This is a genomic window from Thalassotalea sp. PLHSN55, from assembly GCF_052030545.1.
Taxonomy (GTDB): Bacteria; Pseudomonadota; Gammaproteobacteria; order Enterobacterales; family Alteromonadaceae; genus CANMXU01.
In genome coordinates this window covers 50,078-76,457 of the sequence record NZ_JBPDIH010000010.1, presented here as the reverse complement: position 1 = coordinate 76,457, position 26,380 = coordinate 50,078, and the positions used below count along the sequence as shown (strand labels likewise).

At 40.3% G+C, this 26,380-nt stretch carries 20 protein-coding genes; 8 read left to right on the top strand and 12 right to left on the bottom strand.

Annotated elements, in window-relative coordinates; translation table 11 throughout:
• Positions 1-8 precede the first annotated feature (8 nt).
• The 4 genes from ACRRSQ_RS17430 to ACRRSQ_RS17415 all read right to left on the bottom strand — a co-directional run bounded on the left by ACRRSQ_RS17430 (position 9) and on the right by ACRRSQ_RS17415 (position 3,294).
• Positions 9-284 carry an NAD(P) transhydrogenase subunit alpha gene (locus ACRRSQ_RS17430; RefSeq protein ID WP_440877059.1) on the bottom strand — a complete coding sequence of 92 codons (276 nt, stop codon included), beginning with the start codon at positions 282-284 and terminating at the stop codon, positions 9-11.
• Complete coding sequence (locus ACRRSQ_RS17425) at positions 284-1,495, bottom strand: NAD(P) transhydrogenase subunit alpha (RefSeq protein WP_440877058.1); 1,212 nt, start codon at positions 1,493-1,495, stop codon at positions 284-286. Before ACRRSQ_RS17425 ends, ACRRSQ_RS17430 begins: the two co-directional genes overlap by 1 nt.
• A 153-nt stretch (positions 1,496-1,648) precedes the next feature.
• Positions 1,649-2,479: a 5-dehydro-4-deoxy-D-glucuronate isomerase gene (kduI, locus tag ACRRSQ_RS17420; protein WP_440877057.1), complete on the bottom strand. Its 831-nt coding sequence runs from the start codon at positions 2,477-2,479 to the stop codon at positions 1,649-1,651.
• Between the two features lie 41 nt (positions 2,480-2,520).
• The gene (locus tag ACRRSQ_RS17415) at positions 2,521-3,294 is read right to left on the bottom strand and encodes an SDR family NAD(P)-dependent oxidoreductase (protein WP_440877056.1); all 774 of its coding nucleotides are present in this window, start codon (positions 3,292-3,294) and stop codon (positions 2,521-2,523) included.
• 473 nt (positions 3,295-3,767) lie between these two features.
• Between ACRRSQ_RS17415 and ACRRSQ_RS17410 the strand changes: the two genes are divergently transcribed.
• Entirely contained in the window at positions 3,768-4,601 is an 834-nt protein-coding gene (locus ACRRSQ_RS17410) for a DeoR/GlpR family DNA-binding transcription regulator (RefSeq protein ID WP_440877055.1), read from the top strand.
• 156 nt (positions 4,602-4,757) lie between these two features.
• Here the strand turns inward: ACRRSQ_RS17410 and ACRRSQ_RS17405 are convergent, their stop codons facing one another.
• The 8 genes from ACRRSQ_RS17405 to ACRRSQ_RS17370 form a co-directional block, all read right to left on the bottom strand.
• Positions 4,758-6,164 carry an FGGY-family carbohydrate kinase gene (locus tag ACRRSQ_RS17405; protein ID WP_440877054.1) on the bottom strand — a complete coding sequence of 469 codons (1,407 nt, stop codon included), beginning with the start codon at positions 6,162-6,164 and terminating at the stop codon, positions 4,758-4,760.
• A gap of 216 nt (positions 6,165-6,380) precedes the next feature.
• Positions 6,381-8,081, bottom strand: coding sequence for a nucleoside transporter (locus ACRRSQ_RS17400; RefSeq protein WP_440877053.1), 1,701 nt, complete (start codon positions 8,079-8,081; stop codon positions 6,381-6,383).
• A 227-nt stretch (positions 8,082-8,308) separates the two neighbouring features.
• Positions 8,309-9,601, bottom strand: coding sequence for an L-rhamnose catabolism isomerase (gene rhaI, locus ACRRSQ_RS17395; protein ID WP_440877052.1), 1,293 nt, complete (start codon positions 9,599-9,601; stop codon positions 8,309-8,311).
• A 37-nt stretch (positions 9,602-9,638) separates the two neighbouring features.
• Complete coding sequence (locus tag ACRRSQ_RS17390) at positions 9,639-11,831, bottom strand: bifunctional rhamnulose-1-phosphate aldolase/short-chain dehydrogenase (RefSeq protein WP_440877051.1); 2,193 nt, start codon at positions 11,829-11,831, stop codon at positions 9,639-9,641.
• Between the two features lie 357 nt (positions 11,832-12,188).
• Complete coding sequence (locus ACRRSQ_RS17385) at positions 12,189-13,598, bottom strand: BNR repeat-containing protein (protein WP_440877050.1); 1,410 nt, start codon at positions 13,596-13,598, stop codon at positions 12,189-12,191.
• Between the two features lie 246 nt (positions 13,599-13,844).
• Positions 13,845-14,855: a hypothetical protein gene (locus ACRRSQ_RS17380; RefSeq protein ID WP_440877049.1), complete on the bottom strand. Its 1,011-nt coding sequence runs from the start codon at positions 14,853-14,855 to the stop codon at positions 13,845-13,847.
• Positions 14,856-14,999: 144 nt separating this feature from the next.
• Complete coding sequence (locus ACRRSQ_RS17375) at positions 15,000-16,211, bottom strand: right-handed parallel beta-helix repeat-containing protein (RefSeq protein ID WP_440877048.1); 1,212 nt, start codon at positions 16,209-16,211, stop codon at positions 15,000-15,002.
• Positions 16,212-16,551: 340 nt separating this feature from the next.
• The gene (locus ACRRSQ_RS17370; protein WP_440877047.1) at positions 16,552-18,009 is read right to left on the bottom strand and encodes a sulfatase; all 1,458 of its coding nucleotides are present in this window, start codon (positions 18,007-18,009) and stop codon (positions 16,552-16,554) included.
• A gap of 150 nt (positions 18,010-18,159) precedes the next feature.
• On the opposite strand from ACRRSQ_RS17370, the gene ACRRSQ_RS17365 reads away from it, so the two are divergent.
• From ACRRSQ_RS17365 to ACRRSQ_RS17335, 7 genes are all read left to right on the top strand, one after another.
• Positions 18,160-19,080, top strand: coding sequence for a DUF4861 family protein (locus tag ACRRSQ_RS17365; protein WP_440877046.1), 921 nt, complete (start codon positions 18,160-18,162; stop codon positions 19,078-19,080).
• 149 nt (positions 19,081-19,229) lie between these two features.
• Entirely contained in the window at positions 19,230-19,544 is a 315-nt protein-coding gene (rhaM, locus tag ACRRSQ_RS17360) for an L-rhamnose mutarotase (protein WP_440877045.1), read from the top strand.
• A gap of 74 nt (positions 19,545-19,618) precedes the next feature.
• Positions 19,619-21,043, top strand: coding sequence for a cellulase family glycosylhydrolase (locus ACRRSQ_RS17355; protein ID WP_440877044.1), 1,425 nt, complete (start codon positions 19,619-19,621; stop codon positions 21,041-21,043).
• Between the two features lie 49 nt (positions 21,044-21,092).
• Complete coding sequence (locus tag ACRRSQ_RS17350; RefSeq protein ID WP_440877043.1) at positions 21,093-22,793, top strand: GH39 family glycosyl hydrolase; 1,701 nt, start codon at positions 21,093-21,095, stop codon at positions 22,791-22,793.
• 18 nt (positions 22,794-22,811) lie between these two features.
• Positions 22,812-24,281, top strand: a complete 1,470-nt coding sequence (locus ACRRSQ_RS17345) for a sulfatase family protein (protein ID WP_440877042.1) — start codon at positions 22,812-22,814, stop codon at positions 24,279-24,281.
• A gap of 444 nt (positions 24,282-24,725) precedes the next feature.
• The gene (locus ACRRSQ_RS17340) at positions 24,726-25,007 is read left to right on the top strand and encodes a transcriptional regulator (protein ID WP_440877041.1); all 282 of its coding nucleotides are present in this window, start codon (positions 24,726-24,728) and stop codon (positions 25,005-25,007) included.
• Positions 25,008-25,011: 4 nt separating this feature from the next.
• Positions 25,012-26,274 (top strand): HipA domain-containing protein, encoded by a 1,263-nt coding sequence (locus ACRRSQ_RS17335; RefSeq protein WP_440877040.1) that lies wholly within the window; start codon positions 25,012-25,014, stop codon positions 26,272-26,274.
• Positions 26,275-26,380: the final 106 nt, after the last annotated feature.

Sequence of the window (26,380 nt, the reverse complement as noted above, 5' to 3'; positions counted from 1 at the left end):
CGTATTCCCTAACGCCCTTTAAACATGGCTAGCATACGGTCGGTTACCATGTAACCACCAACAACATTTATTGTTGCTAAAGCAACAGCAATAGCGCCAAGCCAGGTACTCCACTGGCTATGCTCGCCACCAGCAAGGCTTAATGCGCCAAGCACGGTAATGCCTGAAATGGCATTGGCACCCGACATTAATGGGGTATGCAATGTCGCTGGCACTTTGCGAATAAGCTCAAAGCCAACAAATATGGCAAGCATCAAAATAAAAATTAGATAGACAGCAGTCATTACGTATTCTCCACTAGCAGCATTGATTCAACCTTGTCATTGCTGGCGACTTTAATTTCTTTTGGGGCGATATTTGAATTTTCATATATCGTGCGAATGGTTTCATTGGTGATGAAGCCATCATGAGTGATCACCGCGCTTTTTTGAATGTCATCATCAAGATCAACAACAAACGCTTTATCTTCTTTATGCCAAAATTCACTGACCAAATTAAAAACATTATTGGCATACATTTGTGAGGCATTTTGTGCAACTTCATTAGCCCAATTGCCTGTGCCAATAACAGTAACACCATTGATAACGACATTTTCACCCGCCACTGAACCTTCTACATTGCCGCCATTTTCAGCCGCCATATCAACAATAACTGCGCCAGGCTTCATCGAAGCGATCGTCTCTTTATTGATAAGTACCGGTGGCTTGCGGCCAAACAGTTGCGCTGTCGTGATAACAATATCGGAATCAGCAATGCACTTACCTTGTGCTTCTTGTTGAATGGCAATTTGTTCAGGTGTTAACGCTTGTGCATACCCTTGCGCGGTTTGCCCTGTTTCACCTAAATCAATTTCTAAAAACTTCGCGCCAAGAGACTGCACTTGCTCTGCGACAACTGAGCGCGTATCAAATGCCGTTACTGCTGCTCCTAAACGTTTAGCTGTCGCGATAGCTTGTAGCCCCGCAACACCAGCGCCGATAATAAAAACTTTTGCCGGCTTAATTGTGCCTGCTGCAGTCATCATCATAGGTAAAATGGTTTTAAGGGCATTAATTGCTTTAAGCACCATGACATAACCCGCTAAACTCGCTTGAGAACTTTGCGCGTCCATTTTTTGGCAACGTGTTGAACGTGGGATCATTTCCATGCTTAAACTGGTCACTTGTTGCTGACAAAGCGCTTGTACGTAGTCTCCGCCATTAAATGGGTCCAAAAAGCTGATCACAACTTTATCGGCTAACAAGGCTAAATCGTCAACCGGCAGTTTATGCAGAGTTAGCACTACATCTGCAAACGCCAGTAATTTATTTCGGTTGGCAATAACTTTTGCGCCAGCCGCTTCATACTGTTTATCGTCAATGTGAAGACTTTCTCCTAAGCCTGATTCAATATGAACTTCAGCTCCCATCAGTAAGTACGCTTTCACATTACTTGGCAATAAAGTGCACCGATTTTCTCCAGTGACTGTTTCCTTAGGAAACGCAATTATCGACATAATAATTCCTAAATTTAGGGTAATAAAATCCTGCTATGCAATAACAGCACAGCAAGATATTTTAATGAGTACACTCGGTTGTTAAACGAGAATTAAATGAACAGCTAGCGAACGCGAATCACGTAAAATAACTGCTACTTATTTAGCGCGGTCTTATTTCAAATCAGCGACCTTGATATGGTCCATATCGTCAAACTCTTGATTTTCACCGCCCATTGCCCAAACAAAGGTATAGTTTGTGGTACCTACACCGCTATGAATAGACCAATTTGGTGATGCAATCGCTACCTCACTTTCTAGTGGTAACGTGCGAACTTCTGACGGTTCCCCCATTAAATGAAACACCTTTTCATCTTCAGGTAAGTCGAAATACATGTAGATTTCAGTACGTCTAAAATGAGTATGTGGTGGTTTGGTGTTCCAAACACTTCCGGTTTTTAATTCGGTGATCCCCATAACAAGCTGACAACTGTCAACAATACCAGGGCGAATAGATTGAAAGATTGTTCGTTCATTCGACGTATCTTGTGAGCCTAGCTCAACGGTTTGCGCCTTATTTTTGGGTACGTGCACAGTTTTAGTCACACGATGCGCAGGATACGAAACTAAATAGAACTTAGCCGGGTTGCTTGCATCAATAGAGAAAAACTCGACTTCTTTGCTTTCTTTAGCAATATAAAGGCTGTCTTTTTTCGCCATCGCGTATTTTTCGCCATCAACGGTAATATAGCCTTCACCGCCAATATTGATGACACCCGCTTCACGGCGTTGACAAAAGTAGTCAGCAGCAAGCTCTTTATGGGTTGGTAATTTAATCGAAGTGGCCGTTGGCATAATACCGCCAACAACACCACGATCAACATCAGTGTAAGTTAAGCTAATTTGACCGGCTGAAAATAGCGGTGCGGTAACAAATGCTTCGCGTAACTCAGCGTTGCGCATATCTTTATAGCTTCGAATGTCAGCAGAAAATAAAAAGTCCATGAAACTTCCTTAATATAGATAAGTTAAAATATCAGCACGAATTAACGCGCCATCCAGCCACCGTCAACTAACATGACATGCCCATTCATATAATTTGATGCTCTGCTTGATAAAAATACCGTAGCACCCGCTAAGTCTTCTGGTTTGCCCCATTCACCACTAGGGATCCTTGCAGTGATACTGGCATAGCGTTCTTCGTCTTGACGCAGGTTATAGGTATTATCTGTTTCAAAATAACCGGGTGCGATAGCATTAACTTGAATACCTGCATTTGCCCATTCATTGGCAAGTGCTTTAGTTATTTGTGCAACACCACCTTTGCTAGCCGCATAGGCTGGCACGGTAATGCCACCTGAAAAACTTAACAGTGAGGCGATATTGATAATTTTGCCGCTACCTTGCTTTAACATCTGTTTACCGACTTCACGACAAAACTTAAACACACCATTAAGATTTACGTTAATCACTTCATTCCAATCGTCGTCGCTAAACTCATGTGCTGGCGCACGTTTAATGGTGCCAGCATTATTAACAAGAATATCTATTTTTCCATAAGCTGACATGGTGTCGGCAACAACAGCGGATATTTCTTCACCATTTGCTTGGTTGCAACCTAACGCTAAACATTCGATATTTTTGGCTTTCAACAGTGAAATGGTATTGGCAACATTTTCAGGTTTTGAACCTACTGCAACAATCGTTGCTCCGGCTTCACCTAATGCGATAGCCATTGCTTGACCTAAGCCACGGCTTGCGCCAGTTACAATGGCAACTTTATTTGTTAAACCAAATTGTTTAGATAAATATTCTTGCATGTGCTGTATCCCAAATTTAGCAGTGGTTTTTAGTGACACAAATCGTTTAAACGTCATTGTTGTACTAACCACTATATTATTTATTGTGCTTTTTTAACTGATGATTATCTGTAATCAAACGCCAATCTGTTAACCGTAAGCGACTTTTATGAGCAACTTAAAGTAATAAACAGCATAATCATAATAAAAAATGATTATATACACGCACCAAATGATTGTAAATGATTAAATAAGACTAAAGTTGATAGGGTCATGATGATTAATCGCATCAAATATATTTAATTGTAAACGCTAATGTTGAATTTTTTGATTAACATCAAGGAATTTAAAGAAATATTAATGATAAATAAATGAGAAATGGCTATCAGTTAGCCACCTTTAATAATAAGCACATTTACTCACAAACTTTCTTTATCGCTCAAAATATGTTAAATTATCTTATAATTGTATCTACTAAAAATTGCCTATAGAATATGAATCCTAATAAAAACGACAGCGTTACCACAGAAAAGGTTTTACCTATGTTAGAAAAACACAGGCAACAACTGATCAAAGATATTTTGGATCAGCAGCAATTTGCAAGCGTCAGGAATTTAACTGAAAAACTTAATGCTTCAGAAGCCACAATACGACGTGACATTACCAAAATGTCTAAGCGTGGTGAAATTACCAAAATCCGTGGTGGTGCTGAATCAATTAATGGTGTTCCTAAAAAGAAGCACATTTCTAGCTCGGCGTTTATAGTAGATAAAACCAAACATTCTGAAACGAAAAAGTTAATTGCCAAGCGCGCAGTCGAACTTTGTAGTGATGGTGATTCAATTATTATTAATGGTGGTAGTTCTACATATATGATGGGTGAATACTTATCAGATATGCACTTAAATATTTTAACTAACTCCTTTGTGCTCGCGAACTATATTACTGAAAACAGTGACAACCAAGTGTCGCTACCCGGCGGTGAAATATACCGAGAGCAAGGTATTATTCTTAGCTCTTACGAAAAAGACAGTACCGAATATTATCACGGCACTATGATGTTTATGGGTAGCCCAGGTATTGGTAAGTTTGGTGTTATGGAGTCTGACCCATTACTGATCCGTTCAGAGCAAAAACTTAAAAAGCAAACTGAAAAATTAGTCATATTGGCTGACAGCTCAAAACTCGGTAAGCGCAGTAACTTTATTTTTTGCCCATTAAACGAAGTTGATATTTTGATCACTGACTCTAATGCCGATCCTGAATTAATCAGTCATTTTGAAGCAAGTGGTATTGAAGTAATAACTGTAGAAGCCGTGAACGAATAATTTGTCGTTATTATTCAAAACCTTTTATATGCTATAAATTAAAAAGGCGATTTAAAACCAAATACATTGGCTTTAAATCGCCTTAATTTTTTGTGTTTTCCTGTCGTGCTTTCCTGCCTTAAAAAACCCTATAACAACCGCATTACAGCCATGTCGTTACATTCGCTTTTCAATCAAGTTAAGCCATTTATTTTTGTATGCATCTAGTTGCTTAATTTCACTGGTCTGGGCGAGCTGCGTTTCAATATTGGCTTGTGCACTTTGCCAATGGGTTAAACACGCTGCACCTAATACCGTGCCGGTTTCATCTAACGATAAGTAAACATCTTGTTGCGATCGCAATTGATTTAATAACGCACACATCAATGGATTTTTCAGAAAGGCGCCTTCAATGAAAATATCACCTTTGGCAGCGAGTTTTGTCAATTGATAGTCAATCATTAATGCGCAGTAAACCGTCGCTAACGCCATTGGATTAACATGTTCAAACTCACCAATAAGTTCACTTTGCTGACCACCAAATGGCCCACTACCATCACTAAAGTCAGGTAAAGCAAATACCTCTTGCTCGATAAGTGAAGTAATATCTTGCATTCTAAATTGTTCGCCAACGACTCCACCTGCTTGAGTGCAAACAGCTTCAAACTCTCGACCCCCCATAAAACGAGCACACGCGATCGGCGTGCCTAAAGCGTCGACATTAGCGAGCATATCTTTACTGGCATCAAGATTGGCTAAAGGCACTTGTGACGCCATTAAAATCGTCCACGTGCCTGTTGAAACTACCGTAAACGGATTGTCTTTTTGTGTCATGCGATAACGCAAAAAGCTTGCATTACTGTCGTGTAAACCATTATAAAAACGACAGTTTTTATCTAACCCTAGTTGTTCACAGATGGCAGCTGAAACTTCACCACAGTTGTGCCAAGCGGGTTTCATTGGCGGAAATAGTTCACGACAATCTAATTCATCAACCAAACTTGAATAATCGTTTTGTTCAATTGACCATAAATCTGTATGACAACCTAACGATGTGATTTCAGAATAACATTGCCCAGTGAAGCGCCAAGCCCAATATTGTGGGTACATTAAAATATCGGTAGCAGAGCTAAAGGCCTGATCAAAGGTTTCTTTTAGCCAAAATAATTGTCGACCTAGATTTAAACCTGCTGGCAAGTTTGGTGAATAGGTTTGATTAAACTGCGGTCGAATTTGGTCATAATCAGGTGATTGCTGATAAATATTTGCAAATTCATAATCAAGCACAGGCAACACCAAGCCATTGCCACCGGTGACATTACGGTCAATCAGTGCAGCTGTTGCGCCATGTGTGGTTATGGTAATACTACTGATAGGGTATTGAGGCGTTACAGATTTGATGGTATCGCATAACCATTGCCAAATATCATCGACACAAGCACACGGATAAATGCCTGAAGTATCCACCGTATTGCTCATTTGTTTCGCAAACAAAGGTTGGTCATCTTTATCTAATACATGGAGTTTGATATTGGTTTTACCGATATCAATGATCACGGTATTATTTTTATTTGTGTTCGTCATTACGTTTCTTTTTCAATTAATTAACAAAACGTGCTTAGCCATTTAAATTAAACGCTAAGATTTATTTACAGCCCTTATTTTATAAGACGGTATACACCAAAAGAGCATATAGTGCGGTGGTAGCATGCTTGTAAAACAAAACAACCGGTGCCATCAACATTGCTTTTTTGATATGGCAGTACACATTAATGGCAATGTGTACTGCCAATTAAATGGTTAGGTTGCGCTGTTTAAATTGGCTGCTACGGCTTTTTCTTCACTGCTCGGTTGTGCTAAATACGCATAAGTTGCGGTGACGAAATAAACGAGTGTCGGCACTATTAACCAAGCCCTAATAGTTTCAATATCTTGATTAATATAAGACATTAAGCCCATATAAGCACAGCTTGCTAACGCCGCCCAAGAAATGTACTTAGCAGCTTTGGCCAACGCTGGTAGTTGTTGATTAGCTGACTGCATTTTTGATTCAGGAGAGTTTAAATAGGCCACTTCAGCTTCTTTTCTCAAACGTTCGGCTTCTTCAGCTTCTTTAGCTTCAGGGTAAGTGTCTTTAGCGCCCATCATTGACGCCATAACAATGTACATTGCCGTTGCGAATGTCCATAAAGGCACCAAAATAAAGAACAAGTGCATAACGCCAAGCTTATCGAGGGCAACACCAACCACCATAGATACAATCCAAGTGATAAAAGCGGCCATATTCGTGGTATTGCCTTTATACGATGACCAATAACGCGTTAAGCCGATACGTGGAAATAGCCAATGTTCGGCGACAATAATCGCACCAACGGGTGCCAGTAATAGCCCCATATAACCAACAAAACCAAGCAAGCCGGAAAAGACAAATGGCGAACAGGCAATAATGGTCGTGATCACACCAACCACAATCGTTACCTTAGTGCGTCCCCAAGTATGGTTTAAAGAGCTAAAAGCTAAGCCAGCTCGGTAGATTGTTGGGTTTGACGTTGTCCAACCAGCAATAATTACCGCTAAAATACCTGAAGCCCCCAATGCTTGATACGCTACAGAACCGGGGTCGATTGCCGTAATACTCGTTTTCAGTATAATTGCAGCACCTGCGCCCATAATACCGGCACAAATCCATGCCATGTAATGACCAATGAACATACCAAGTGCAGAGAAATAACCATATTTTGCGCTTTTAGCAAAACGTAATAAGGTCATATCCCCTAAGCTACCGTGCATAGCAAGGTTAGCGACCCAAGCAAATGCGACAACATGCCAAATACCAATTGCACCATCGCTGTCTTTCCAAATAGATTCACTGGCAACAGTTAAAAAGTCAGCAAAGCTGTTAATGCTATCAACGCCAGCGGTTGCACCAACCGTTGTAGGCATCATGACAAAAGCGCCCACTAAAAACATTAAAATCATCCATGGCGCACAGACTTCGGCAAAGGCTGCAAGTTTTTCAAAGCCTTTTACCGCCATATAAACGACAACGGCGCCGACGCCAAGTACAACGAGTACAAATCGTAAATCAGTGGGAAAATAGCCAACTTGATCAGGAATACCAAATAAAATTCTTACCGCGGAAGCCGAAACGGTGATCATTGCCCCTGCCAGTACGCAAAATAAAATACCATTAACAACACTGTATAATTTAATTGTGCCTGGACCGGCAATTTTTTCTAGGTAGGCATACAGGGTTAAACGCGTATCGGTTGCGATTGGGGCAGTGATTAAACCCCAAGTTAATACCGCTAATAAATTACCTAATAATAAACCAAGCAATACATCTACCGCGCCAACCCCCCAAGATACAAATAAAGCACCGATGACAAATTCAGTGCCTGCAACATGTTCGCCTGCGTAGCTTGCGGCGAAGGTTTTTGCACCTTGCAGCTTTTGTGGTGATATTGGTTTGGTTTCAAATTCTTCTGCTGTTGTTGTCATTATTTACTCCGTGTTTACCAATGCTTCGTTTGTGAATGTCGTTGGTAGAACATGTTATTTTTTTATTATATTATTATTTTTTGGTCTTTTTCAGCGACCACAGTACTGACTCATTGATTTTTATAGAGATATCAGAACATATTTACTGTATTAAAACACATGAAGATGCCTAAGCATCTCCATGAAATTTTTAATATTTGTACAAATATACGTACATAGGTTTGGCTTTAAACGATACCTGAACCATTGCCACCACTGTTTGGACGTTCAATACCCGCTTGCGCACGGTAACCCGATTTACGGTAAACCGCGATTGGGTCAATAGCACCGCCTTTACGTAAGCGAGCCATCGCTAAAATCGGTGAAACATCTGTAGTGAACGCATGCTTTAAGGTATTGCTACACATTAGTGCATCGTTATCATTTTGATAACCAGACAATTTTTCACGATCAACAATTAATGCTGAAACATATGAACGCTGCACACTGGCTGCTGAATTCACCAAACTTTCAATTGGGTCGGTAACGTTATGCGATTGATCTAGCATGTAGTTAGGACCAAAACCTTCTTGGTTACGGTACTCAGCATCAACTAATTCATTGAAAATTAGGAATTGTTGATACGGGTGCAAACTACCGCTATCTAAGTCATCATCACCGTATTTAGAATCGTTAAAGTGGAATCCACCTAACTTCTTAAATTGAATTAAACGAGAAACAATCATTTCGATGTTTACGTTTGGTGCGTGGTGACCTAAATCAACCAAAGACTTAGCTTGTGGACCTAATTCCATCGCCGCTAAGATATTGCTACCCCAGTCTTGAATAATAGTTGAGTAAAAAGCAGGCTCGAACATTTTATGTTCAATATGCAATTCCCAATCAGACGGAAGTCCCGCGTAAATTTGTTTCATGCTTTCTAGGTAACGTTCAAACGCACCTTGGAAATGTTGTTGTCCCGGATGGTTAGAGCCGTCACCAACCCATACCGTTAGCGTTTTTGAATCAAGCGCCTTGCCGTATTCAATACAGTCAAGGTTATGCTGAATGGCTAAATCACGTGAGGCTTGGCTAGTATTACTTAGGCTACCAAATTTAAAGCTATGCTCTTGGCCTGGTTGATCTTGGAAAGTGTTCGAGTTAATCGAATCCCATTTCAAGTTTAAGCTGTCAGAAGTTTGCTTAAGTTCACTAAAGTCATCCACTTTATCCCACGGGAAATGCGGCGATACACGCTCAGTACATTGTGACAAGTCGTTAATCACAGCGCTATCTTCTAATTTTTCCCAAATATTACGTGGTTCACCTTCACCAGGAAAACGCGCAAAACGCGTACCACCGGTACCTGTACCCCATGAAGGCACAGCAATTTGGAACTCTTCTGCTTTAGCAGTAATATCGTCGATGTTAATATCTTCGCGAGCAAGTTTAGCACCGAGTGCTTCATAATCTTCTTTCAAATAAGCTTCTAACTTTGCATTTTCTTCTGCAATAAGCGCTTTATCGATACGTTGTGTCATAGTTATTCCCTAATATCGTTTTTATAATAATGGTTGCTTAGCGTAAAAACGCTTCGTGTAAACCACCATCTACACTAATAATTTGACCGGTTGTTTTACTTAGCTGACCTGAAACCATTAAATAAGCTGCTTCAGCTTGATCTGCTGGTGTAATAGGTTGTTTCGTTAAGGTACGCTGCGCGTAGAACATCGCCAGTTTGTCGCGAAGTTCATCATCTGAATCGGCGTCAGAAAAATCAACATTGTACTTAGTTAACGAAGCAATCACTCGGTCGCGAGGAAACATAGTACTGCCTTTAACAACTGTAGCAGGCGCTAAGCCATTAACATTCACTAATGGTGAAAGTTCTACCGCCAACTCTCGTACTAAATGATTTGCAGCAGCTTTAGAGGTGTCGTAAGCCAAAGAGCCCTTTTTCGATACCGCTGCGTTTACGCTAGTCGTTAATACCATTGCGCCTGGTAAATTTTGCGCAGTCCAAATTTTGTTTGCTTCAGTGCCAACAATGTAACCACCTTTAACGTTTACCGCAAAACTTACGTCAAACTGTTGGTCATCACTCATGCCTGATTGGCCCGGTGCTAAAAAGACACCAGCAGTAACGATAACTTTATCAATACCACCGTAGGCTAAAATGACTTGTTCAAACATTTTTTGCACGCTTTCACGGTCAGTAATATTAACTTCTTGTGCAATCGCAGGTCCACAGCCAGAAATACCTGTACCTGCTACACCAATACCTTGGCCATATATTTCAGCTAATTCGTCTGATGTTTTTTGCGCCGCTGCTAAACGTAAATCAGCACAAACAACATGAGCACCTTCTCTGGCAACACGAAATGCGGTTTCTTTACCGATACCGTCGCCAGCACCAATAACCACAACAACGTCACGCGCTAGTGGCGCTTCTTTAGGCATACGCTGTAATTTGGCTTCTTCTAATGCCCAGTATTCAATATCGAATGCTTCTTGTTGAGGTAAAGCGGTATATTCGCTAATCGCTTCTGCGCCGCGCATTACTTCAATGGCACAGTTGTAGAATTCAGTGGTAACACGTGATTCAGACTTGTTTTTACCCCAACCAATAATACCAACACCAGGAATTAAGATAACGGTAGGGCTAGGATCACGCATTGCTGGTGAGTCATCACGCTTACAAGCATCGTAGTAGGCTTTGTATTCAACACGGTATTGTTCAATACCGGCATTAAGTTTTTCAACTAATGTATCAAAGCTATCTTCTTGTGGGTTGAAATCAATGTAAAGCGGTTGAATTTTAGTGCGTAAGAAGTGATCAGGACACGAGGTACCTAATTTTGCTAAACGAGGTGCATCAACGCTGTTAACAAAACGCAGTGCTGTTTCGTCTGATTGCACAGTACCAATAAATTTCACTTTATTAGACAATATTCCACGTGCAACTGGTAAGAATTTAGCAAGTAATTCAGTGCGCGCTTGTTCAGACAAACTGGCTACTTTCGCGCCACCAAAGGTCATCTCGCCTTTGTCGTGCTCTTCAATATAACGTGCTGCTGTTTCGATTACCCATAACGAGGTTTCATAACAGCTTTTACTTTCGCTTTCCCAGTTAGTGTGACCATGTTGACCTAATAAAATCCCGACACTGTCAGGTTTAGCTGCGTAAGCATCTTCACATACTTTCGCTGCTTCCCAACCAGGACGCATCCAAGGTACATAAGCCATCTTACCGCCCCAAACGGTTTCAGTAAGAGCTTCTTGGTCTTTACATGAGGCAATCGCAATAACGGCATTTGGATGTAAATGATCAACGTGTTTGTCAGCGATCATCGAGTGTAATGGCGTATCGATTGATGATGCACGAGGGTTTAAGCAAAAGTTACAATGCTTATACATGCCGATCATGGCATCTTCGCCTGCTTGTTTGTAACCTTTATCATCGCGTGCTTGGTAAGTTGCATCTAAAGCATTTAATTTACCTTGATATAAAGAAGAAAAGTTTTCTACTTTAGCTGTACGTAAATCACCGCCTGAGCCTTTTACCCACAAAACTTCAACCTGCTCACCGGTAAGCGGGTCAGTTTCAATTAACTTAGCCGACGTATTACCGCCACCAGTATTAGTAATTCGTTGGTCAGCCCCTAACATATTTGAACGGTAAACCAAGTTCTCTACCGGGCTTAGTTTATCAGCTACGGCATCGTCCCAATTATAATCTACATGACGAAATTCATTTTTCTTATTTGACATCTGCTATGTCTCTCCCACTTAGCGTGAACTAAATCTATTTACATTAAAACAATAGTAGCCATATTACAGCCTAAACAAACACAGTCAAGCACTTTAAATCATTTTCAATCACGAAGTGTATTATTGAGCGATTAAAAGAATTGAAAAATAACACAAAGAAATGAATTGAATAAATTTGACTATTTTAGCTAAACACTCGATAAAGCAGCTGTAAAATAAAATTTAACTAGCAAACAATTGCTGACTGTCGGTATGTTGTCCCCAGCGAATAAACACAGATAAAAAATAGGTTAGCCTATATCTAGCTAACCTACTTTCTCAGCTTAATCGTCCTTTTCTTGCCTTAGTTAACCGATCTTATTTAACTTCATGTAATAGCATTACGCTTGGCGGCGATATGGTTTCATGGGCACGGTCTCTATTACCCGGTTGACTAAACCAAGACAAGTAATACTGACCTCCATCGGCGCTGCGGTCACCTTTACCAACAAATACATGGTGTTCAAGCTGATCACTTTTGCTGCTAGTAATTGCTTGGTTAGACGCCAATGTTTTGGCTTCAATTAGTTGTGGATATAAGCTCGCTGGCATGGTCTTTTTAACAGTCAATGACTTAGCATCGATATAAAATCGCATCACCTCATCATTTTTTCTCACCATCACCCCAATGGTATTTTCATCAATAACTTCAGGCGCATAAGGTTTAATCGGAAAACGTCCTAAAGAACCAGCGCCGCCAAAGTCCCACCGAAAGTTTTGCCACTGGCTTACTTGCACGCTATGCCAACTTTGGCCTTGTTTGCGAGCAACATAAAGTTGTGTATTACCGTTTTCATCGTATTTATGATAGGAAATTATCGGATTTTGTTGTTGGTCAAAGCCTAATTTCACATTGCCATTTATCATACCCGCACCAGGTGGAACCGGGTCGACCACTTCAGTTTTAGCTAAGGTTAAAGGCAATGGTAGCGGCTTGCCATTTGAGTCTTGCCACTTTACCAAGTCGAGACTTTTTGCATACGATAAGCTGTGATTTGTTGCAGCATTTGGTGTATTTCGCCAGACCCAAATTAAATGAAAGTAACCGTCAGGTCCTTTTGTTGGCCCTTCAAAATAACCACTCATTTTGCCTTCCCCATCAAGAAACTGATTGGCATGTAAACGAGACCAGGTTTGGGAGTCTGTATCGTAAATGTTATAAATTTCGTTACCGTTGCCACTGCCGCCGTCTCGATATTTAACCAACAAGGCGTTATTTTTATCTCGCATAAAAATAGGATAGGTCATACGTTGCTCTAAGGCGTTATCAACCATTACAGGTACGCGTTTTAACGTTCGAACACTTAATGGCTGCGTCGATCTAAAATATTCCATCGGATCGGCATGCATGTTACCCATCACGTGAATATAACCTTTGTCATCAATTTCAAGCGTGACATAGTTATGGCTGTCCCAGCCTAACCAGCTATCCACTTTATAGTAACGCCACACTTTACCGAGTCTGCGGTGTGCAATGGTCATTTGGCGATTAGCATCAAAATAGGCAACAAATTGGTCTTGACCGCGAGTTAGCAAATAAGGCTTTATGCGATGCCCAGACCACACATGATCAATAGCGAGGCTATTTATCTCGTTAGGTTCACTTTTCACGGGAAGACTAATACAGGCTAATAACGTCAGCATGCTCATGGCGATGGTAAAAACTTTCCCACAAATCGATAATCCTTTTTTTATTACCTGCATTTTATCAACTATCAATTTACTCATTTGGTTGGTTTTCCTTCATTAATTTGGCTTGGCGCTATCAAAATAAGTCCTAATTAAAACGAATAAACGCTAACGACAAAGCCATGATAAATCATTTTAAGTCATATTGGGTCGAAAGCAATCCTATTAGATAGATGATTTAAATTCAATAAAATCCTAAAAACAACACGTAATAATGCAACAAGCGCAGCAACGCATTTACTCAATCACAATAAAGTACGCCAAGTAACAACGCCCTGCGCTTATTTAGCTTTCAGTTAATGATTTTAGCGCGATTAAGGCTGCTACCCTTTTATCTATGTCGCCATAAGTATCATCCGCAAGCCACTGTAATTGCGTGATCAATTGCTCTTTTTGTCCGCGCGAAAAATAATACTGAAGATTCGTGGCGCTATGTTGAAGAAGATCTAACGCTAATTGACTGCCTTGGCCTTGATCAGACAATAATGACGTTATTGCCCGATCAACAAAGTCAGGGTCGACAGGTTCAACGACAAGCAAAGTGCGTAAAGCAAGCATTTGATTCTCATACGACGCCCCATATAAAGCAATACTTTCAATACCTTGCATACAAGCTGCGAGCAAGTTAGCGTCGCCTGATGCTTTAAGGTGGTGAAGCAATTCATTGATCACAAAAGGTGATGGTGAAGTTTGCAAGAGGTCGATAATGTGCGATGTTTTAAGGGCTAAATCTTGTACTTGCATTAACACAAGTATGCCAGAGGCTTTATCAACATCTCGTTCAGACGCAAGTAATATCTGGGCAGACTCATTGAGCTTAGCGTCGCCCATCAAGGTTACCATTTTGAGTAAAAACGCTCGTTGCTCGCTTTTATCAAATTGCATTATTTTGTTTAACACACGGGTAAACAGCATCTCGTTATTGCTAATTTGCTCAACAACTTTTAGTGATGTCACCTCAGAAAATGCCATTAACTCCGCATCTGATAACGACTCAGTAAGTAATTTTTGCCAATTATGCTCAACGTATAAGGTCGCATCAGATATTTGCATGGCTGAATGTGCGCTAAGGTGTTGCGCTTGCTCATTATCGCCAATTGGTGATTCCTTTATACGTACATGCTCAAACGCATTATGCAATCTAATTTGCGGAACATTTTGCGTTACATGTGGATTGTTAAGATCAGAACTTGTGGGCGGCAAAGACTTTTCAATCAACCAATTAAAGGCTGCAATAAAAAGCCCTCCGACCATGAGTCCCAAAATAAATGAAAATTTTCTAAATATAACGTTCATAATCAAAGTGACCTTTATTAAACGGTTAGTAAACAGCTAAATAGAGCAGCAAAACCCATCAATAACGCCCGATAACAATCGGACTAAGAGAGTGATCAAATAGCGATAATTCATTGATCCACAGAGTATTGCTGCTCGCTAAAACTAAAGACGTTTAACCCACTTGTCTAATTTAGAAAATGTATTATTTGTGATGGTCTCACCTGTTGTTTGACGGCCATCTTCCGCTCGGGTAACCACGCCCCAAGTGGTTGTTTGACCTTCTCGGCTGCCTGTTACACCCGAAACACTATTGCCGGTAACCGTATTAGTGCCTTGCACCCCATTTAGCGCGATACCTTCATACTGACTACCATAAATATTGGTTGCCGTGCTCGAACCCGCAACAACAGCGCCTAATTGTGAAATAGTATTTCCCGTAATCGTGACGTTATTGGCACGTTCAACACTTATTGGTCTAACTGAACTTGTCACCGTATTATTTTTAATTTTTACATTGGTTGCAGTCCAACCGTCATAAACACGCTTGATACTTAAACCTACTACCACATCTTCCATCGTATTGTTTTCCATACGAATATTATCCGCGCCACGTTTACTTGTTATACCGTCGTACGCACGTTCAACGTAATTTCCAGTCATAGTGAAATGATCACCAAACTGCCCGGTATTACCGCCAGCAGATACATAAATAGCGGCATCTCTCACACCATAAAAGTTGCTATTTTTAATCGTCGCTTTGGTGGTACCTGTCATTAAAATACCACTATCACCACCGGCTAAATAATAAGGATCAGCGCTATTTTTTGTACCGGTAAAACTAATATTTTCAATCAATAACTCGCCAACTTTATTAGTATTGTTGCTATTGTTTGCACCTCGAATTGAAAGTGCATCGGCAGTCGATTGTGTGCCTTCACGCCCTGCTGGGGTTTTAGAGGTAAGCGGCACTACTTTCGAGACTTTTGCATTAGCCATATTGAAATCACCACCTTTCCAAGTAAAGTTTGCCAATACGCCTGCGCTATTACACTCATTCGACTTAGTGGTATGCGCATCAAAGCTAAACATATCGCCATCTAAACTTGAGGTCGCAATAAATTTGGCACCGGTTGCATTTACGACCAAATCTTTCTTCAAATACACTTTCATATCAGCGCTTATATAGTAAGTGCCTGTTATTGTGAGCGCTTGTCCCGTATTAGTCGCTTGTTGAAGTGCATCTTTTAGTTTACTGGCATTGCCTGCTGGGTTTACCGGCGTACTAGTACAGTCAACGGCATGGCTTATGTTCGCTACGAGCATCAATGGTAGGGCAACAAAGGTGGTTAATAGTTTTTTAGGCATGTTGAACATTTATTATTCCTTATTTTATTTTTTTATTTATGAGGTTTTTTATTTTTAGTGTTCGTTTTTCGAACGACAATATCTGTCATTAAAAATCATTTATCAACACTTTTGTTTCAAAATAAGTCACTAAAAAATATAAACCACTGAAAATAAAAAATAAAAAACCTAAAGAAATACATGACAAAACTTATACACGCGACTTGCTGTCGATCACATTCACCGAGAAAAATAAAAAATCGTTCTAAAAATGAAACAAATAAGAGAAATGAAGAGGTAAATAGTGGAGTGAGCTAGAACTAACTCACCCAATAGAAATAGTCATAAGTAATTGTTTATAAATATATTTTTATTTAGATGCTTTATCGCTTAGCTGCTTGAAGTATGCGTTCCCCTCATAATATGAAACCGCTGACCACTTTTCGTTCTCTTGAGGTAAATGTGCCTTTAGCGATGCTATTACCTCTTGATAGTCAACATCGCCTGCTAAATTTTGCCATTCTTGCTGATCATTTTGGTGATCATATAACTCTTCAGAGCCATCTTCATAGCGAATATAACGATAGCGCTCGGTTTTCACGGCATGATTATTCGGGCCATAGGTAGTCAGTGCGGCATGTTGCCACGGTGCATTGGGGTTGGTAATTAATGGCGTTATGTCGTTCCCCTGATTGGCAGGATTAGCTGGCAAACCGCACATTTTAACTAACGTAGGATACAAATCTAACAAACTCACCGGGCGATCACTCACCTTTGCACTGCTCGATTTTGGCGGTTTAATAATTAGCGGTGTGCGCGTTGCCGTTTCCCATAATGCCATTTTGGCAAATTTGCTTTTTTCACCTATTTGATAACCATGATCTCCCCACAAGACAACCGCAGTATTATTCGCATAGTCACTGGCTTCCAACGCATCTAATACGGTACCAATACAAGCATCAACAAAAGATACGCTAGCTAAATAACCTTGCACCATATTTCGCCATTCGCCGTTTTCAAGCGCCCATTCGGTAGTTGGCATCATGGGTAATTCGGTAACGCGTTTAGCAATGTCTGGCACATCATCTAAATCGTTTTTTAGATAAGGCGGTAAGGTCAGTGTTTCCACCGGATGCAGATCAAACCATTTTTTCGGTACCATCCAAGGCACATGCGGCCTTAAAAATCCGCCGACCATAAAAAATGGTTTATCGTGTTGTTGTTTTAGTTGATTAGCTAACCATTGCGCCGAGTCGTAGTCTGGCATCTGTTCGTCTTTTTCAGGAAAAGGGCCCCAGTCGGTATTAGTGCGTTTATCGTGCCATTTAAAACGTTTTTCAGGATAAGGGCCAAAGCCTTTAACGCGCCCACCGTAAACATCAAAACTGCCATCAGCGACACGTTGATGAAAAATTTTACCAACGCCTGCGGTATGGTAACCATGCTGCTTAAAATACTCACTTAAGAAAATAGACTGTGCGGCTTTGTCGTTGGCCGATTTAATATCATTATCGCGAACATGCCCATATATGCCGGTTGCTGAAGGTGCAAGCCCGGTCATAATACTTGCGCGAGAAGGACCACACAAAGGTGCAGGCGCATGAGCATTAGTAAACACAGTACCTTGAGCAGCAAGGCGATCAATATTCGGTGTTTTAGTATTGGGATGACCACCAAGTGGCCCTATCCAATCATTTAAATCGTCGACAATAAGCATTAATACATTCGGATATTCTTTTTTCAGCTCGGTTAACCAGTCAAACTTATACGCGGCTGAAGCAGCTAAAACCCCAGCTCCACCTAAAATAAAATTACGTCTATTTATCATTATTCTTCTCTATTATTAACACCCTGCCAATGGTCATGACTGAAAACCCACATCATAATTGCACTTTCAATCACAATAATGCATTATCTGTCACCAATGAACAATACAATAAAACAAACGCTTTGTGATCAAAATATCAGGAAAGATGAAATGAAACTCTCTAGCTTAACTTTAACATCAGCGCTGTTGTGCTTGGGCACATCAATGACTTTATTAGGCTGCTCAAATGCTAAGCACATCGAAGCTGTGACAGATAAAGATGCTTCTGCACAGCCAAAAGTCATGGCGTTTGCGCGATTTGTTCCAGAGCGCAGAGACGATTTTGCTTGGGAAAACGACAAAGTTGCTTTTAGGGTTTATGGGCCTGCTGCACCGTTAAAAGGACATTCTAGTGGCGTAGATGCTTGGCTGAAAAAAGTTGATTATTCTATTATTGATAAGTGGTATTTAGGCCATGTTAACGGCATTTCATACCATAAAGACAAAGGTGAAGGTTACGACCCGTACCATACAGGAATTAGCCGTGGCGTGGGTGGTTCTGCCATTTGGGTAGATAATAAAGCCTATGCTGCCCATACCTATAAAAGTTATAGCGTGATCGAAAGCGGCGGTGATCAGCTTAAATTCAATTTACAGTACGAATGGCAAACGCCACTAGGTTTAGTTAACGAAAGTAAGACTGTTTCACTCGCCTTGGGCTCACAGCTGTATCAAGTTAATTCAACATTCACCTTAAATGGTCAACCCGCCAAACTGCCAATTGCTATCGGATTAGCCACACATGATGAAAAAGCAGCTGTGTCGTTTAATAAAAGCGCCGGAAGAATTTCCGCATGGGAAGTCATTGATGATTTAGGTTTAGGTACAGGCGTTGTTATCGCGCCTGAGCGAGTCAGTGCGATAAAGCACCTGCCAAGCGATGTAAAAGATGAAAGCCATATTTGGTTATTTACAGAAACCACTGACTATGGCGCATTAGCTTATAGCGCAGGTTTTGCATGGCAAGGCGCTGGAGAAATAACCTCGATTAAAGGCTGGCATTCATACTTAGACAATTACCTTGCAAAGTAAATCGCTAGTTATGGAAAGGCAAAACAGCTTAGCTTAACCAATTGCCTTGATCATTATTTTAAGTGATGAATACATGTGTAGTTTACCCAACAAACTACACTTAACTCATATTTTTAAAACCATTAAACAGTTTAAATTGAGAGAGTAAAATGGAAAAAATAGCGTTTGTGATGACCTTGCTGCCAGGCAATGAAGCAGAATACGAAAAAAGACACGATGAAATTTGGCCAGAACTGGTTACCGCTTTAAAAGCAGCTGGCGTGTCTGATTATTCAATATTTCACGAAAAATCGTCAAACAAACTATTTGCGGTATTAAAACGCACCAACAACCACACGATGGACCACTTACCGTTAGCGCCCATCGTGAAAAAGTGGTGGGCGTTTATGGCCGACATTATGGAAACCAATGACGATAACTCCCCTGTTGTTACACCAATCGATTGTGTTTTTCATTTGGAATAAGACGCTGTAGCAAATTTTAGCAAACAACACTGAAAACCACTTGATAAATATAATTACGAGAAAAGGTTCCCCATATGCTACGTATTATTTTCTTAACCATACTCTCTGTTTTAATCATTGCGACTAGCTTCACAGCGCTTAGTGCAACTCCGATAAAACATGGATTACGCGACAAAGACGGCCGCCACATGATCCCACGCGGTTATGTTATCAATACCAATGATCACGCTGGCGCAGTTGACTTTAATGCAGAAGATTATTTACGCATGGTGCGTATGGGCGCGAACGTACAAGTAATACGTCTTGAAATGGGTCGTTTGAGCGAATTTGGTCAGTCTACATTTGAACCTGAATATTTAGCACGTATTAAACGCGCCACTAAACTGGGCCGAGAAGCAGGTATAAAAACCGTTTTTAAAATGACAGTTTACGGCGCAAGAGGATTTTCATGGCAAGCGCTTTACCTTGATAAAAATAATGAGCAACAAACCTATATTAACGCGTGGCGTCATATTTGGGATGCATTTAAAAATAACGACGCAGTTATCGGCTACGATTTAGTTAACGAACCTCGTAAAAAAACGATGGATATTTCATATGACGATTTAACCAATCAATATTTGATCCCGTTTTACGAAAAAATTATCGATGCCGCGCTACCATATAGCGACAATAAACAGTTTCTTATTCAAACCATTTTCATGAACAAAGGTGAAGCAATTGATAAGAATCAATACGCAGAAATTAAACAAAAAATTAATCGCAAAAACATTGTATTTGCGCCACATATTTATCAAGAACATATAGACTATATTGCCCCTACCATGGAACGCTTTGATAAAGAGTCTGACTTATTAAACGCCCCTATTTTAATTGGCGAATGGGGATTCCCAACCTTTGTCACCACCGACAACTCAGTCAAAGAGCAATTAAACTATATTGAATTTTATATAAAAACGGCGGAAATATTCGACCAAATGGGCGTGGGTTCAATTAAAGCCTGGTTCCTTGGTAACCGCAGTTATCAAAATTTTTTACCCGGTGGCGAGTCGACTTGGGCAATTTTTAGCGACAAACAAGCCATCGGCACTGTTGAGCGAAAATACATTACCGACATTATTGCCCGCCCTTACCCACAATTGATTGCTGGCGACATCAATAATTTTCTTTTTAATTTTGCCACTAGAACCTTAGATATCAATATTATCAGTGATAATAGCAAAGGTGCATCACGCATTTTTATCGCTGCTGATCGTCATTACCCCGATGGTTTTTCGGTGCACGTTGGTGACGATTTAATTCTTGCAAAAAGCCCTATTTCGAAAGGATTCCTTGTTAAACACGCTGCCAACAATACTACGCCTCATGACATTGTTTGGGACGAAGACCGACAACAATTGGTGATATTGGCATGGCCAAAAAACAAAGCCGAGATCAATATCAAAATAAAACCCGGTGTCTACCAACACCCAGATCCGGCAGCTAAAAATAATGACTGAACTTTACATTCAGCACGCTCGCCACATCAGCTATTTAGGCAAATAAAACGTGAAAACAGCTAAACTATTATTACTCGTCATGATTTACATGACGAGTTCTTGCACCACAAGCAACCCGAAAAACAATCAGCTTGCCCAGCAGCTCAACAATTTGACGAGCATTAGCGTTAACGCCGACTTTACTGATCCTAGCAGTCAACTGGGTAACATATATGATTTCTTCGACGTGTCGGTGCGCACTGAAACTGGCAATCCAAAAGGTGTTCCTGCGCATTTTGGTCGTAAAAAGCTAGTATCAACGGTACGTATGCTCGGCGGCTGGCGTAATCAAGACTTAAACGGTGATACCTATTTATGGAATGGTGAAAAATACGTTTATAATTTTTCAGCGGCAACCAAACGTATTGATGCTTGGCTGGCACAGGATTGGGATATTTTTCAGATCGTTTTAGACAATCCGCCATGGGCGTTTCAACGTGGCTATACTTTTGTTAATAAAGCCGATGGACAACATTATTTAGCTAAAGATCGTGTTGGCGTTTATGGCAACGGTTTGCCCCCTAACGATGCGTTAGCGTGGCAGAAATACATGCAGGCATTTATCCGCCATTTGGTTAACAGATATGGCAAAGAGCAGGTACTTGCTTGGCGCTTTCGGGTAGGCTCAGAAATAGACACCCGTCCGCAACATTGGGCCGGTACTCAACAACAGTTTTTCGACCATTATCAAAATACCGTTGCTGCTGTTCATGCCGTATTGCCCAAGGCAAAAATAGGCGCTCATTTTCGTGAAGGCTCATTTAAAAGCCAGTATTTAGATTACACCAAGAATAAAGAAAACAGCTATGCGGTACCTTTTGTTGAATGGGCAAAACAACATAATGTGCATTACGATTTTATCGCAATCTCGTATTACCCTCATATTACTAAAAGCCATGAACTCGATTTAACACATGTATATCAATACGATATTGCACCAATAAAACATCACCCCGATTTTAACCCTAACGCCGGCTTTGAAATTCATGAATTTAAATTTATTTCGGCGATGCTTAAAGCGGGATTTGTTAGCGTATCAACCTCTCATGCGTCATCATTTTTTGCGATGTTCGCTAAGATGATGCTCGAAAATAACATCCGAGAAGTTTTTCAGTGGGGCAATCATACTAACGGTCATTATAGCGCTGACGCCATGACGCAATTGGCCTTACATTCAATGTTGGGCAATCAACATTTTAACAGTTACACACAAGGCATAAGTAACATCGCCGGCAATCAAATTGGTGGCATATTTAGCCAAAGCGTTTCACAAAACAATATCGATATTTTGCTGTACAACTTCAACAAAGAAAATACCGCCTACCTCGCGCCAGAGGTAGTATCAGTAGCCGCTAAAGTTAGTCAGCCTATAGGAACAGAGTTTAGCTATCGTATTGGCAAGATTAATCGATTCAATAATACCCTTGACCAGTTTTACGCTGAATTTCCACAGAGCCAACAACTTGAAAAAAATGGCGGTTGGCGGCTTGAAAACATTCACCCAAGCGCGTCAGCGAATAAACTGCTTAATCGCAGTGGGCAGCAAGTATTTGCTAACCATCAGCACAAATACGGGAAACAAAACGCACTTAATTGGAGTCAATGGCAACAAGCAAAAGTGGTAAAAGATGAAAACGGCAACGCTAGCATTTTACTCAATACTGCGATGGAATCTTTTGGTGTGCAAAAACTCGAGATCAGATTCGAATAAAAAGGTTGAAGAGAGAACATGAGCAATAAAAACTTAACGCACCTATTTTTTATATTATTAGCACTTGGCTTAATAAGCTGTACTCAATCAGCAACAGAGCAAACCAACACAGCATCTGCTAACAATCTACCGCCAAATATTATTTTTTACCTAGCAGACGATCAAGACATTACCGATTATGGTGTCTACGGCAATGAAAAAGTACATACCCCTGCGATAGACCGACTCGCCAATGAAGGCATGTTATTTAAAAATGCTTTCACCGCACAGGCAATTTGTGCACCGAGTAGAACACAGCTTTTTACCGGTAAATATCCGTTAAAAAACGGTGCTTTTGCCAATCACACCCCCACACGCCCTGATATTAAGTCGGTTACCAAACAAATGCGTGCCTTAGGCTATGAAGTTGTATTGGCCGGTAAAAGCCATGTAAAACCACCGAGTGTTTACGATTGGGATCAAGAATGGCAACCTGTGCCTAAAAAGGGCGTGCCGCGCGACTATATTCCGCTGGCAGACATCGAGCAATATTTCCAAACCGCCTCCAAACCGTTTGTGATGTTTATTACCTCAAAATATCCGCACGGGAAGTACTTCGACGTTCAAAACCCTGATGTTGATCAGTTGAAGTTTCACCCGTTCGACCAACACTTAAAGGACGATAACGCCTACATTAAGAAAAAAGCCGGCTATTACCGCAGCATTAAAGAAGACAATACACAGCTTGAACATGTACTGAACATGGTTGATAACCACTTAACCGACAATACGCTTTTCATCTATAGTGCAGATCATGGTGTTTCAGGTAAATTTAGCCTAAAAGACATTGGCCTGAATGTGCCTTTTGTGGTGCGTTGGCCTGCGATGATCAAGCCCAAGAGTCATTCCGCACAACTTATTCATTACACTGATGTATTGCCAACATTTATCGATATTGCTGGCGGAACAGCATCTGAAGATTTCGACGGAAAAAGCTTTTTACCGATTCTTAAAGGCTACAATCAGCCGATTCATCAATACGTTTATGGCGTGCGTACCAATCAAAATATTATTAATGCACATATCTTCCCTTCACGCATGATCAGAGATACCCGTTACAAATATATTCGCAACTTTAATGCACTTGAAGTACTCGACAAAAACTTAACCGATAATGAGCATATCAATGCCTTTTTACGCCAAGGTGCAATGAAACATAAGAATGAATCATTTGAAGAACTGTACGATTTGCAAAACGATCCGTTTGAACAGCACAACTTAATTAACCGTCCAGAATTAGCTTCAACTCAACAGCGATTAAAGAAACAATTGTTTGTTTGGATGCGTGAACAAGGCGATTTTTTAACTGAGAATTTTGGCAATATACCGGTGATCACAGCACCAGCATTTAAGTTGGATCAAAACAAACCACCAAGACGAACTAGCGTACCTAAAGCACTGCAGAACACCTTAACCACTGAAGACTATTTCGTGATTGAACACTGGTAAAGCCGGTAAACACTTCTGCCCCAACAAACAAGAAAAATCACCTGTTTTAGCGAATATTGCTGAAATAGGTGAGCCTAAAGACTAGTCGATAACTAACGTCGACAACACGCACATATGCAGATTTTGCACATTGCTAAACTATGTAGATCGTCCGTGGATTACTCTTAGTTGTGCTTCGCAAAAGGCGTCGTTGAGTGATTAGACACTTTTTTGTTGAGCAACCAAACGAAAAGGCTCATTTCATTACGAAGCAACCTAAGTTAACCGTAATAAATTGTCTGAAGTTTATGAGGCTTCCCACCCTTCGGCAGAAGGTTTATGCGTTCGTATAAATAATAGTGGAATATTTAATTTTTTCTTCTTATTTATGCGTTCGTATAAAATTGTTGTACTAGAGATGTTTTATGCTAGTATTTATGTGTTCGCATAAATAAGGTGGTTCTAATGCACGTTAATATTAAAGTGAAAAACATAAAGCTGCTAGGAGTTGTATCTAAGCTTGTCAGACAAAGTCAATCGCTTGATCAAGAAACCGCAGGGCTATTATCAGGAAATGGCTTAACTTTTATCAGCCAATTTGAAAATGGAAAAGAGACCGTGGAAATTGGTCGGGTGCTAAATCTATTGGAGCAATTAGGCATAGAGCTTGAAATAAATTTACCTCCAAACCTACCTGAAAAAACAATCAATAAGCTAAAGCAATTGCAAACTACGGATGTAGGGTAAATAAATGCGAAAGTTAAATATTTTCATTAACCAATTAAAGGTAGGCACATTATTCGAAGAGGATGATATATGGGCTTTTCAATATGATGATATGTGGCTTAACTGTCTAGAAAAGCATCCTATTTGCCCTCAAATTCCACTAAAAGCTGAGAAGCAGGTCGACGGTTCGACAAAGCGATATATTCAATGGTTTTTTGATAATTTATTACCTGAAGAAGGTGCAAGAACGTTATTAGCAAAAGACATAAAAATCAATGAAGCCGATTCGTTTGGTATTTTAGCGATTACTGGTGCTGAGTCTGCTGGTGCAATTACATTAGTTGAATCGGAAAATGATAATGCTGAAAAAGGTGTTATTGAATTAGCTTATTCTGAGTTAAATTCTCGAATTAAAAGTCTTCCGGATATTCCATTAAATAATCAAAAAAGTAAAAGAATGTCTATTGCTGGGGCACAGCATAAAATGTTGATTATTAAACATGGAGATAAATTTTTAGAGCCTGTAGGTGCATCACCTTCTTCACATATCTTAAAACCAGAACACTCAAAACCAGATCTTTATTGGCAAACGGTAAGAAATGAATGGTTCGTGATGAATTTAGCTAAAGCTGTTGGCTTGGATGTGCCTCATACAGAGGTTTGTTACCTTCCTGAGCCTGTATATATTATTGAAAGGTTTGATAGAAAAAATGTATTTCCTGATCAGCTTAGGATGCATGCTTTAGATGGATGCCAATTACTGGGCTTAAGTCGTTCACTTAAATATGCGCAAAGTAATGTAGAACAATTAAATCAGTTTACAGAGGCTTTAAGGGGCAAAGGTAAGGCAAAAATTACAGTTTTTAAGTGGGCAATTTTTAACGCCATCGTAGGAAATACTGATGCACATTTAAAAAATCTGTCTTGCTTGGTAACTCCTGATGGAATGGTGCTATCGCCGATGTACGACCTTATTAGTACAGCTATATACGACGATGAAGGTCGCCATTTGCTCGCGGAATTATCTCAACCAATGGGAAATGCAAAAGTACTAGGTGAGCTTACGCGTAATGATGTATTAGCATTTGGTGAAGGGCTGGGTTTAAACAAAACTATCACTCAACGTGAACTTGATAAAATGCTGAAAATAATTGAAATAGCAGCAGATAAAATTATTGAGAAAGTCACTGAGCTTGAAGGTATAACCAATAAGGCTGGCGAACTTCATATGCTAAGAGAGATCCGCTACAAAATGATCCAAGAAATGGTGACAAGACTACAGCCTTGATTATTCGACTTATTTAGAATATCGAGAATACTCTCATTCTCGAAGTTTTTCGAAACTTAACGGAGTAAAACCATAGGCTTGCTTGAAAAAGTGATTAAAATACTTC

Coding starts and splice junctions, on each gene's coding strand:
- ACRRSQ_RS17430 (WP_440877059.1), bottom strand. CDS start 284: ATGACTGCTGTCTATCTAATTTTTATTTTGATGCTTGCCATATTTGTT.
- ACRRSQ_RS17425 (WP_440877058.1), bottom strand. CDS start 1,495: ATGTCGATAATTGCGTTTCCTAAGGAAACAGTCACTGGAGAAAATCGG.
- kduI (WP_440877057.1), bottom strand. CDS start 2,479: ATGGACTTTTTATTTTCTGCTGACATTCGAAGCTATAAAGATATGCGC.
- ACRRSQ_RS17415 (WP_440877056.1), bottom strand. CDS start 3,294: ATGCAAGAATATTTATCTAAACAATTTGGTTTAACAAATAAAGTTGCC.
- ACRRSQ_RS17410 (WP_440877055.1), top strand. CDS start 3,768: ATGAATCCTAATAAAAACGACAGCGTTACCACAGAAAAGGTTTTACCT.
- ACRRSQ_RS17405 (WP_440877054.1), bottom strand. CDS start 6,164: ATGACGAACACAAATAAAAATAATACCGTGATCATTGATATCGGTAAA.
- ACRRSQ_RS17400 (WP_440877053.1), bottom strand. CDS start 8,081: ATGACAACAACAGCAGAAGAATTTGAAACCAAACCAATATCACCACAA.
- rhaI (WP_440877052.1), bottom strand. CDS start 9,601: ATGACACAACGTATCGATAAAGCGCTTATTGCAGAAGAAAATGCAAAG.
- ACRRSQ_RS17390 (WP_440877051.1), bottom strand. CDS start 11,831: ATGTCAAATAAGAAAAATGAATTTCGTCATGTAGATTATAATTGGGAC.
- ACRRSQ_RS17385 (WP_440877050.1), bottom strand. CDS start 13,598: ATGAGTAAATTGATAGTTGATAAAATGCAGGTAATAAAAAAAGGATTA.
- ACRRSQ_RS17380 (WP_440877049.1), bottom strand. CDS start 14,855: ATGAACGTTATATTTAGAAAATTTTCATTTATTTTGGGACTCATGGTC.
- ACRRSQ_RS17375 (WP_440877048.1), bottom strand. CDS start 16,211: ATGTTCAACATGCCTAAAAAACTATTAACCACCTTTGTTGCCCTACCA.
- ACRRSQ_RS17370 (WP_440877047.1), bottom strand. CDS start 18,009: ATGATAAATAGACGTAATTTTATTTTAGGTGGAGCTGGGGTTTTAGCT.
- ACRRSQ_RS17365 (WP_440877046.1), top strand. CDS start 18,160: ATGAAACTCTCTAGCTTAACTTTAACATCAGCGCTGTTGTGCTTGGGC.
- rhaM (WP_440877045.1), top strand. CDS start 19,230: ATGGAAAAAATAGCGTTTGTGATGACCTTGCTGCCAGGCAATGAAGCA.
- ACRRSQ_RS17355 (WP_440877044.1), top strand. CDS start 19,619: ATGCTACGTATTATTTTCTTAACCATACTCTCTGTTTTAATCATTGCG.
- ACRRSQ_RS17345 (WP_440877042.1), top strand. CDS start 22,812: ATGAGCAATAAAAACTTAACGCACCTATTTTTTATATTATTAGCACTT.
- ACRRSQ_RS17340 (WP_440877041.1), top strand. CDS start 24,726: ATGCACGTTAATATTAAAGTGAAAAACATAAAGCTGCTAGGAGTTGTA.
- ACRRSQ_RS17335 (WP_440877040.1), top strand. CDS start 25,012: ATGCGAAAGTTAAATATTTTCATTAACCAATTAAAGGTAGGCACATTA.